Source organism: Bacillota bacterium, from assembly GCA_036504675.1.
Classification (GTDB): domain Bacteria; phylum Bacillota; class Sulfobacillia; order JAJYWN01; family JAJZPE01; genus DASXUT01.
In genome coordinates this window covers 1-9,804 of sequence record DASXUT010000088.1, presented here as the reverse complement: position 1 = coordinate 9,804, position 9,804 = coordinate 1, and the positions used below count along the sequence as shown (strand labels likewise).

Below are 9,804 nucleotides of genomic sequence, written 5' to 3'. Positions count from 1 at the left end.
CCGCGACTTTCCCGCCGATAAAGTCCGTCTATTCCCAGTCCTCGTAACGCTTTCGGGCCTCCACCACTCGGCGGAGGTCACGTTTGAACAGGTCGCGGGTGGCCCCGATCCATTCCACCGCGTGTCTGGCCATCCGCTCCGATGTCCAGCGGTGGTCACCGAGGGCCTCCGGGGGGAAGACGATCCTCGGCCGTCCCCCGTCCTCGCTCGGCTCCAGCCGTCCGCGGACTCGGCAAAGTGGGCACTCAACTTCGCCCGGGCCGACCGGCACGAAGGCCGTGCCGTGGCAGATCGGGCAAGCGTTGGGCGGCGTCGGCAAGGCTTCCCCGGTGGCCACCGCCCGACCCAGATGATGGGCCATCTGAGCATTGGCCGGGTCAAGCAGCGACTGGGCCGGCCCGGGTGCGTAAGCGGTCATGCTCCCGACCAAGCGACCGCCGAGGATCAGGGCGAACTGGCCGAGGAGGGGAATGGTCAGCGGGTCCCACTCGGGCAGCCCCGCCGTGGCGATGATCACCGCCGGCTTGGTGCCGGCCGCCAGGATCCGCCCTTGGAAGCCCAGGGCTCGGTCGAGGGCGGTCTTGAGGACACCGGTCGGCCCGAGGAAATACGTCGGTGCCCCAACGATGAAACCGTCTGAGGCGATCACTTCCTCATAGAGCCCGGCCACGTCGTCTTCAAGCCGGCACGGTTCGCCCTTGAAGACGCAGGCCATGCAACCCTTGCAGGGAAGGACACGCATCCTCCCCAGGTTGATCAGCTTGGTTTGGGCCCCGGCCTCGGCGGCACCCATCAAGGCCTCCTTGACCATGACCTCGGTGTTGCCCAAACGGCGCTGTGAAGCGACCAAGCCGACGACTGTTCCCATCTTCGGACACCTCCATTGGGTTTCGGCCTAGCCCGAAGGGCGGTCCGGCACAACAATACAAGAGGCGCCGCGCAACTCAAAGCGGCGCCCCCCGGGTCTCCTTGCCTGGGCGGACAGTCCTCGTCCCATTCCCCTATTTCTTCCCGACATAGTACCGGACCAGTTCCTCCAAGAGGTCGAGGCGGTCCAGCTTTTGCACTAGTTTACGAGCGTCCCTGTGGGCGGTGATGTAGGCAGGTTCCCCCGAAGCGAGGTACCCGGCGATGTTGGCGACCGGATTGTGCCCGCGCTCCTTGAGGGCCTCGTAGATGTACAGGATGATCTCGCGGGGATTGACCTCGCCCTGGTTGAGTTTGTGCTTGAAGGCGCGGGTCTCTTCGTTCCCTTCGTTCACCTGGCCCACCTCCTCATCAACACCTATATTGGACGCCTCGACCGTTTTTCCTTCATCGCTCCCCGTCCGTCCCACCGCGGGCAAGGGGCAGTCAAGGCAGACTACCGCCGAATCAGACGGCAAACGGGGTGGCGGCGGCTGAAGCCCCGCTCCGGGAGCCGGAAACAAGGCTCAAGTCCCCGCTCCTTCTGACCGAAGAAGAAAGTGATAGCCTGCTCGTGCGCCGCGCCGGGTGAATGGGCGCGGCCGCGGCCCGGACCCCGGCCTTGGGAGGCGGTAGAAAGCATGCGGTTGCACCTGGCCGCCAAGTCCATCTTCAGTTTCGTCGCAGTCGTCGCCCTATTGGTGGCCATGTGGTTCATCGGAGGGCCACCTCTGGACTCCCTCAACGCTTCGGTAGGCGCCGCCAAGGAGGCCGAGACCCAGATCTCGGCCATCTCGCGGCTCGAGGAGTCGATCCTCGCCGTCGAGGGCCCGCTTCGCCATTTCGTTTACACCGGCGACCCGGCCGATCAACATCGCTTCGCCTCGGCCCGGGCCGCCGTCAAGTCGGCCCTTGACTCGGCCGCCTTATCCTTCCCCGAGGACCAGGCCACTGTGGGAGCCATCGACGCCCTCAGGTCCGACCTATCCCGTTTCGAAAGCCAGGGGTCTTCCCTCCTGGCCATGGACGGACCGACCCGACTCAAGGCCGGTCTGGAGGCCCTGGATGAGAGTTCCTCCGTCCTTGAGATAGCCGCCGGTCGGGCCCGCGCGCTCCGGGAACGGGCCAGCCGCGACCTGCGGCTGGCCGTCCAGGCCAGTGACCGAACCCGCGAACGCCTCAAGGCCTACCTGACCCGGGGTCTACTCGCCGGCTTCCTCATGGCCTTTCTCTTGACGATGTGGATGGTCTTCTCGGTCAACCGCCGCTTGACCCACCTTCGCCGCTCCCTGGACCAGCTGAACAAGGGTGAGGCCGTAGCGACTCTGAGCCTGACCGAGAACAAGGTCCTGATGCGGGCCGGCGATGAGCTTTCCGACCTGACCGGAAGCTTCGAGCGCCTGCGGTCCAAGCTTGAACACCAGCTCCGTGAGGGGCAGGTGCTTTACGAAACGGCGCTGGCGATGGGCTCCGTCCGCAACCCCCAGGTCCTTCTGGACACCCTGACCGAGAGAGTCAAGGATCACTTCGGGGCCAGGTATGGTTTCATCATGTTACTTGACCGCGAGACCGAGACCCTGACCGTCAAGTCGGCCAGCGGAGTCCCCCTCGACCGAGTCGCCGCCGTGCGCCCAAAGCTCGGCATCGGCCTGACCGGCTGGTCGGCCAAGATCGGGGAGGCCGTCGTGGTCAACGATGTCACTCAGGACCCGCGCTACTTCGAGGGGCTAGAGGGAGTGGCCTCCGAGATGGTCATCCCCCTCATCGTGGACAACCAGGTGATCGGGGTCCTGAACCTGGAAAGTGACCGCCCCATGGCCTTCGACTCAAACGACGTCAAGCTCCTGACCACCGTAGCCTCCCAGGCCGCGGCGGCCATCGAGAACGCCCGGCTCTATGAGGAAAGCGGCGACCGCGTGGCCGAACTGACCAGCCTGTTCGAGATCCTGGAGACCCTGGCCGCCACGAACAGTGTCAAGGAAGTCGTCGATTTCATCCTGGTCCGGCTACGCACCCTCTTTCCCGCCTCGAGCCAGGCCCTCTACCTGATCGATGAAGGCACCGCCAAGCTCAAGTTAAGGGCCGAGAACGGGCAGGCGCCTCCCGGCGAAGGCGCCCGGTGTCAAAGCCCCGAAGCCTGCTGGTGCCTGCGCCGCGGAAAAGTCTTTGGGGTCTCCGACCGCCAGGAGGACTTTGGCTGCGAACAGTCCGGCGGAACCTGGGACAGCGGAAGCTACATCTGTGCCCCACTGATCGCTGGTGGGGTCTCCCTAGGAGTCCTTCATCTGGCGGCTCCAAGGAATGCCGCCTTCACCCCCCAGGAACAGCGTTTCCTGAGAGTCCTGGGCGAGCAGGCCGCCCTGGCCATCCAGCGGGCCACGCTCTACCAGCAGTTGGAGCGGAAGGTCTCCGAGCTGTCCACCCTCTATGAAGTGGCGGCGACCCTCAGCTCCAGCCTCGAACTGGACAAGGTGGTCCACAGCATCGTCGACATGGCCCTGACCCTGACCGGGGGGGACGGCTGCTCGCTGATGCTGGTCGACCAGGAACGACGCGAGCTGTTCATCGGGGCATCGCGGGGCATCGCCGCCGAAGTGAGCCGCTCTCTCCGCCTACCGATCGGCGAGGGCATCGCCGGCTGGGTCGCCCGTGAGGGCCAGCCGTTGGCCATCCGCGACGTTCAAGCCGACCCCCGCTACCGCCCCACCCCGGGCCGGGAGACTATGCGCTCCCTCCTATCCGTGCCTCTCCGCCTGGGTGACCAAATCGTCGGCGTCATCGACGTCGACTCGGTACACTATCGCGACTTCACGACCGATGAGATCAAGATCCTCTATATCCTGGCCAACCGAGCCGCCATGGCTCTGGAAAACGCCAAGCTCTATGCGACCACGCAGGCCATGGCCATCACCGATGGGCTCACCGGGCTCTACAACACCCGCTACCTGCACCAGCGTCTGGCCGACGAGGTCGAAAGGGCCAATCGCTTCGGACACAAGGTGTCCTACGTCATGATCGACCTCGACAACCTCAAGGAGCACAACGACAGTTTCGGCCATCCGGCCGGAGACCAGGTGATCAGGCGAATCGCCGAGATCGTCAAGCAGAACATCCGAAGCGTCGACGCCGCGGCCAAGTATGGCGGCGACGAGTTCGCCATCGTCCTCCCCGAGACCGACAAGGACGGGGCGGTGGCCGTAGCCGAGCGGATCCGAGCGGGCGTGGACGGCCATCTCTTCCCCGGCGACCGTCGTCGGCCCCTCGTCCGCGTGACCATCAGTCAAGGCGTCGCCTCTTTCCCCGAGGACGCCAAGACCCACCAGACCCTCATCGAACAGGCTGACCGGGCCCTCTACCAAGCCAAGGAACTGGGGAAGAACCGCGTCCAGGCCGCCGGCCGGTGATCTCCGACCGGAAGGCGACCCCGACGGTCACCTCAGGTGCAAGAGGGCGTCCACCGGCGCGTAATCGTCACTGAGAACGGGCACGTCCGCCGTCTCGACGGAGGTCGCGTCCTGGAGACCCTCGGCATACGCGCCGAGGGTCTTCGTTTTCCCCGCCCCCGACTCGTCCAACTCCGCCGCGACCGCCTTCAGTTCGGCGGCGTCGTAGGCGCGACCATCATTGGTGGTGAAGATGATGATGTTCCGCTGCCCCTGGCGGTCGAGGCCGTCGGGCCGTTCGGCCGCGGAGAGCGGCACGGCGAAGGGATAGACCCGGCTGAAGACGGTGGTCAGGGTCCGGTAGACCGACCGGAAAAGGTGGCTTTGCCGGCCTTCCAGAGAGGCCACGACGTTGATTGCCAGGACGCCGCCCGGGCTGAGCCGCTCCCTGGCCAGCCGGAAGAATTCCTGGGTGAACAGGTGGAAGGGGACCGCGTCGGCGTAATAGGCGTCGAGGACGATCAGGTCGTAGCCGCCCGACGCCGCCCTGAGGAAGAGCCTTCCGTCCTCGGCCTTGACCGCAAGGCGCTGGCCGTCCTCTGGAACGGCGAAGTAGCGCCGGGCGACCTCGATGACGGCCGGGTCGATCTCGGCCACGTCGATGCTCAGCCGGGGGTGGTCGGCCAGGAACGACTTGACTGCCGACCCTCCACCCAGACCGATGAACAGGGCCCGCCGCGGCTCCGGCTGCCAAAGGCGGGCCAGGTTGAAGAAATCAGTATAGAGGAACCTCGGCCGGAGCGGGTCCGACCGGTACATGCCGCTTTGCCAGGAGTTGTCGAAGCGCAAGAAGCGCGAATCCCCGACGTCGACCACTCGGACGTGGTGATACAGGGTTTCGCGGTCGAAGATGACCTTCTCGCCCAGGACAGAAGCCGCCAAAGGGCCGCGCAAAGGGCCAATGGCGGTCACCCCGGCCAGCAGCAGGGCCAGCGAGGCCCCGGTCAGGGCCCGTCGGCGGCTGGCAAGGATGAGGTCGATCCCACCCAGGAGGCCGAGGAAGACCCCGAGGGCTGCCAGGATCATCCGCACGCTGAAGGCCGGGACCAGCCAGAAAGCCGTGGTCAGCGTCCCGGCGATGCTTCCGACGGTGGACACGGCGTAGAGGGCGCCGGCCGTGTTCCCCACCGCCTTGAGGTCTTTGGTCCGCAACTTGAGGGCGAACGGCGAGAGCGTCCCCAGGAGCAGGCTGGGACCCGTGAACAAGGCGCCGGCGGCGGTCAACGGACCGGCCTTCGGACCCATGCCGAGGCCGGCCACCCAGGCCGTGAAGGGCCCGGAGAAAGACGGCAGGACCGCCACCCAGGCCCCGGCAGCGAAGATGATCACCGCCAAGAGCCGCTTGGAGGGCCACCGGTCGGCCAGTCTCCCGCCCAGGTAATACCCCCCGGAGAGGGCGGTCATGAAGACTCCGATCAGGCTGCCCCAGACGAAGATGGAGTTGCCGAAGGACGGCGCCAGGACCCGGCTCCCGACGAGCTCCAGGGCCATCAAGGCCGCCCCGCCGCTGAAGACCAGGGCCTCAAGGCTCATCGTCGGCCTCCCGCCTTTTCGCCAGGCCGAGGCCGCTGAGGCGGGTCACCTCGAGACCGGCGGCCTCCAGCCGGTCAAGGAAAGGATCGATACCGGCCGCGTCGGCGGCGATGTGTCCGGCGACGACCAGGTTCCCCCGCCCGTCGGCCCTTAATCGTTGAGCCGCGGCATAGTCGACGTGGATGTAGACGACCGACCCCACGCCGGCCCCGAAGTACGCCCTGGCCACCTCATAGCCGCCGTTCGTTCCGGCGCCGTGAGCGACGACGACGCGGCCGGCCGGATTGCCGGGCCGGCCGGCCCTAACTTCCGGGCGGGTCGGTGCCGCGGCGAGTTCGGGGATGGTCAGCAGGGCCTCGACCACCTCCTCGACGGTCGAGTCCGGCCCCATCCGGTCGTCGATGGCCGCCTGCATCCGGCGCCGTCCGTGCTCGTCCAAGGGGTTGTGGATGTTCAGGTAGGGCAGGCCGATCAGCCTGGCGAACGAGACTAGGTGGTCGAAATTGCCCGAATGATAGCGGTAGCTGATCGGCTCTTTGACGGCGGCGACGGCTTCTTCCGCCACGTCCCGCGGGACCCCGGCTGCGACCATCAGGTCGACGTGTTTTTCGAGGACGTTCGGGTAGCCCAGGACCCCGGCGTGGGGATGGTGAGCCAAGACGCAGTCATAGCCCAGCTCCCTGGCCAACTTGAGCTCGGCCACATCGACGTCGATGGCAGCCATGATCCGCCTGATCCCCCGGCCCGGGACCCATATCCCACTATCCCCCGGAATCTCCTTGAAGCCCACGAGGTCAAGGGCTGCCTGCATCAGCTGTTCCGTGGTCCACCCGTCGCCTCCGGCCGTACCCCACGCCCCCTCTCCAGTCTAGGCTCCTGACCAATTCCTCACCGCTCCTGGTCACTCCTCTTGGAGCAGGATTTCCCAGCCGCCCACCGAAGACTCCTGGGACCAAAGCCCGGTGTGACCGCGCGTCGGCCCCCGGCCGCCGGCTGACAGGAGGAACCCACGTGTTCAAGCGCCTCCTCGAAGAAGTTTCCGGAGAGCTTTCCGGAACCCTCGCCTTCCGCCGCGTAGCCGAGCTCTCCCGGTTCCATCGGGTCCAGGCCAGCCCTGGCTATCGGGCGGCGGCCCAGTGGGCCGTGGCTGAGTTCCAGGCCGCCGGAGTGCGGGCCGAGTTGCTCACCTATCCGGCCGACGATCGAGCTCGCTACTGGTCTTGCCGGATGTTCCGGGAGTGGACCGCAGACGAGGCCGAGTTGGTCCTGATCGAACCCGGCGGGGAGCGCCGTCGTCTCTGCAACTTCACCGAGGACAAGATGTCCCTCGTCCAGCGGAGCGGGCCGACGCCGCCCGAGGGTCTCGAAGCCGAGGTCGTTGTGGTTGATCAAGCCGATAGGCCGGAGTCCTACCACGGGGTCGACGTCAAGGGCAAGGTCGTCCTGGTCAGCGGGGACGTCGGCCTGGCTCGGCGCTTGGCCGTCGACCAGCACGGGGCCGTCGGCCTGCTGGTTGACCATCTCCGGGAGTTCCCGCCGGTCCGTCGCAGCCTGGACCTCCCCGACGCCCGGCAATACACCACCTTCTGGCCGACCGGCGCCCCCGGTGAGCGGCCGTGCTTCGGTTTTGTCCTGACCACCCGGGACGGGCTTCACCTTCGAGGCCTGATCAGAGGGGCCGCCCAAGAGGGCCTTGGGCGGGGCCGGCGACGCCGTCCGTCGGGTGCCGCCCCCAGGGTTTACGCCCGGGTTGACGCCCGCTTCTACGATGGGCAGATGGAGAACGTCAGCGCCGTCATCCCGGGCCAGACTGACGAGGAGGTCATCGTCGTCGCCCATCTGTGCCATCCCCAGCCCTCGGCCAACGACAACGCCTCAGGCAGTGGGACGGTCATCGAGGTGGCCCGGACCCTTCAAGCCTTGATCACCTCCGGCCGGCTGGCCCAGCCCCGCCGCGGGATTCGCTTCCTGCTCGTCCCGGAGATGACCGGGACATACGCCTTCCTGGCTACCCAGGAGAAGGCCCTCGGCCGTTTTGTGGCCGCCATCAACCTCGACATGGTCGGCGAGAACCAGGCCCTCTGCGGAAGCCCCTTGCTGATCGAGAAGCCCCCCGCGTCCATTCCCTCCTTCGCCGCCGACCTGGCGGCGAGGATCCTGGCCGACATCGGGCGCGACGCGCACACCCTCACCGGGCCCGCCGGATATCAACTGTTCAAGTACGTGGTCACCGACTTCTCCGGTGGAAGCGACCACTACGTCCTGGCCGACCCGTCGGTGGGTATCCCCTGCCCGATGTTGAACCAGTGGCCGGACCGCTTCTACCATACCAACGAGGACACCATTGACAAGGTCGATCCGGAGATGCTTCGCCGGGTCGGCGTGCTGACCGCCGTTTACGCCTACTTCCTAGCCGCGGCCGGTTACCCTGAGGCCCTCTGGCTGGCTTCAGAGATGGCCTCCCGCTTCCCCTCCGAGCTCCACGGGTCAATCTCGGGGCCGCTGTCCGAGCTGATCGAGCGGCTCCGTCAGCTCAAGACCGAAGCGCCGCAGGGGGAGGCTCCAGCCAAGGCGTTGGCCGCGGGGCTGGCCTCACTGGACCGCAAGTTGACCTATCTCCTCGACCGGAAACTGGCCGATGTGGAGTCCCTCAACCGACTGATCTCGCCGCGCGAACGGGCGGCCCTCGGCGAGATCGTGGCGGCCATCGAAGAGGAACTCGTGGGTTCAGTCACCCAACAGCAGTGCCGTCTACGCTGGGTGCTTAGGGGCCTGTCGGCGGAGTTGCGGGAGTGCGCCACCGAACCGCCCCCTCCCCGCCAGCGGACGGCGGCCGATCGCAAGGCCGAGAAGATCGTCCCCGTCCGGGTCTACCCTGGACCGGTCTGGCTCCGTGGGCACCTGGAGAATCTTACCGCCAAGCAACGAGCCGACTGGTGGGCCTTCGAGCGGGCCCACCAGCAGGCCGCCAATACCCTGACGGTTCGAGCCCTGTATTGGGTCGACGGGCGCCGGACCCTCCTCGAGGTCGCCGACCTGACAGAACAAGAGACCGGCCTCCGGGATACCGAATATCTGCTGACCTACTTCACCTTGCTCAGCCGGATGAGGCTGCTCCGGCTCGCCGGGGCCGGCCAGGCATCCGGACGGCCCAGTCGCCGGAACGAATCAAGCTGAGCCTTCTTTCAACGATGGATTGACCGGAACACGCGAGAGAAGGGCGGCCGAGCGGCCGCCCTTGCTTGTCCGACGTTGACCGCTGCCTGACGGCCCACTGGACGGGCCGGCTAGTCCGGCTTCAAGAGAAGCTGCATCGTCCGGGCGTTCTCAGCGGCGTGACCGGCGTGGCAGTTGTTGTAGAGCACGTAGGTCTTCCTGGCTTCCCGGCCGAGTTGCTCGATCCGGGGCAGCCATTCCTTCAACTCCTCGTCGGTATAGAGATAGTTGTAACGCTCCCAAGCCTCCTCGTGCTGCCACCACTTGGCCGCGTTGCGGCCGTGAAAGCGCACGTAGCCCAAGTCCGATGTGGCCGCGACGACCCGGGGCATCAGTCCGCGGAGGGCCGGTTCATCGACACAGCAAAAACCGAGCTCATGACGACGTAGGAAGGTGAAGGTCTCCTGACCGACCCATTGGCTGTTACGGAACTCGACGACGGTCGGCAATCCGCCCAGGCGATCACGGAAATCGGCGAGATAGTTCAGGTTGCCTGGGGACGGGCGGAAGGACCATGGGAATTGGGCCAGGACACAACCCAAACGACTCTCCTCGACCAGCGGCCGAAGGGCCTCGCCAAAGACCCGGAAATCCGTGGCCACCTGCTCAGCCGGCCCGTTCGGCTCGTGGGTCATTCCTTTGAAAGCCTTGACGCAGAACTCGAACCCAGGCGGCGTCTTGGCGGCCATCCCCGCCATACCCTTGG

Annotated in this window: 7 protein-coding genes; 2 read left to right on the top strand and 5 right to left on the bottom strand. The window is 66.5% G+C overall.

Going from position 1 to position 9,804, the window contains the following annotated elements:
* Positions 1 to 28: 28 nt before the first annotated feature.
* Complete coding sequence (locus VGL40_06795) at positions 29 to 868, bottom strand: flavodoxin family protein (GenBank protein ID HEY3314971.1); 840 nt, start codon at positions 866 to 868, stop codon at positions 29 to 31.
* A 133-nt stretch (positions 869 to 1,001) separates the two neighbouring features.
* Entirely contained in the window at positions 1,002 to 1,262 is a 261-nt protein-coding gene (locus VGL40_06790; protein HEY3314970.1) for an IreB family regulatory phosphoprotein, read from the bottom strand.
* A gap of 285 nt (positions 1,263 to 1,547) precedes the next feature.
* Between VGL40_06790 and VGL40_06785 the strand changes: the two genes are divergently transcribed.
* Positions 1,548 to 4,310 carry a GAF domain-containing protein gene (locus VGL40_06785; protein ID HEY3314969.1) on the top strand — a complete coding sequence of 921 codons (2,763 nt, stop codon included), beginning with the start codon at positions 1,548 to 1,550 and terminating at the stop codon, positions 4,308 to 4,310.
* A gap of 27 nt (positions 4,311 to 4,337) precedes the next feature.
* Here the strand turns inward: VGL40_06785 and VGL40_06780 are convergent, their stop codons facing one another.
* Together VGL40_06780 and VGL40_06775 are read right to left on the bottom strand one after the other, a co-directional pair.
* Entirely contained in the window at positions 4,338 to 5,882 is a 1,545-nt protein-coding gene (locus tag VGL40_06780; protein HEY3314968.1) for a fused MFS/spermidine synthase, read from the bottom strand.
* Positions 5,872 to 6,606 carry a hypothetical protein gene (locus tag VGL40_06775; GenBank protein ID HEY3314967.1) on the bottom strand — a complete coding sequence of 245 codons (735 nt, stop codon included), beginning with the start codon at positions 6,604 to 6,606 and terminating at the stop codon, positions 5,872 to 5,874. Before VGL40_06775 ends, VGL40_06780 begins: the two co-directional genes overlap by 11 nt.
* Positions 6,607 to 6,893: 287 nt before the next feature.
* Here VGL40_06775 and VGL40_06770 point away from each other — a divergent pair, with 287 nt between their 5' ends.
* Positions 6,894 to 9,059 (top strand): DUF4910 domain-containing protein, encoded by a 2,166-nt coding sequence (locus VGL40_06770; GenBank protein HEY3314966.1) that lies wholly within the window; start codon positions 6,894 to 6,896, stop codon positions 9,057 to 9,059.
* A 110-nt stretch (positions 9,060 to 9,169) separates the two neighbouring features.
* On the opposite strand, the gene VGL40_06765 is transcribed toward VGL40_06770, so the two are convergent.
* Positions 9,170 to 9,804 (bottom strand): DUF72 domain-containing protein (locus tag VGL40_06765; GenBank protein ID HEY3314965.1); only part of this gene is annotated, 635 nt, incomplete at its 5' end.

Coding starts and splice junctions, on each gene's coding strand:
- VGL40_06775 (HEY3314967.1), bottom strand. CDS start 6,606: ATGGCTGCCATCGACGTCGATGTGGCCGAGCTCAAGTTGGCCAGGGAG.
- VGL40_06795 (HEY3314971.1), bottom strand. CDS start 868: ATGGGAACAGTCGTCGGCTTGGTCGCTTCACAGCGCCGTTTGGGCAAC.
- VGL40_06780 (HEY3314968.1), bottom strand. CDS start 5,882: ATGAGCCTTGAGGCCCTGGTCTTCAGCGGCGGGGCGGCCTTGATGGCC.
- VGL40_06785 (HEY3314969.1), top strand. CDS start 1,548: ATGCGGTTGCACCTGGCCGCCAAGTCCATCTTCAGTTTCGTCGCAGTC.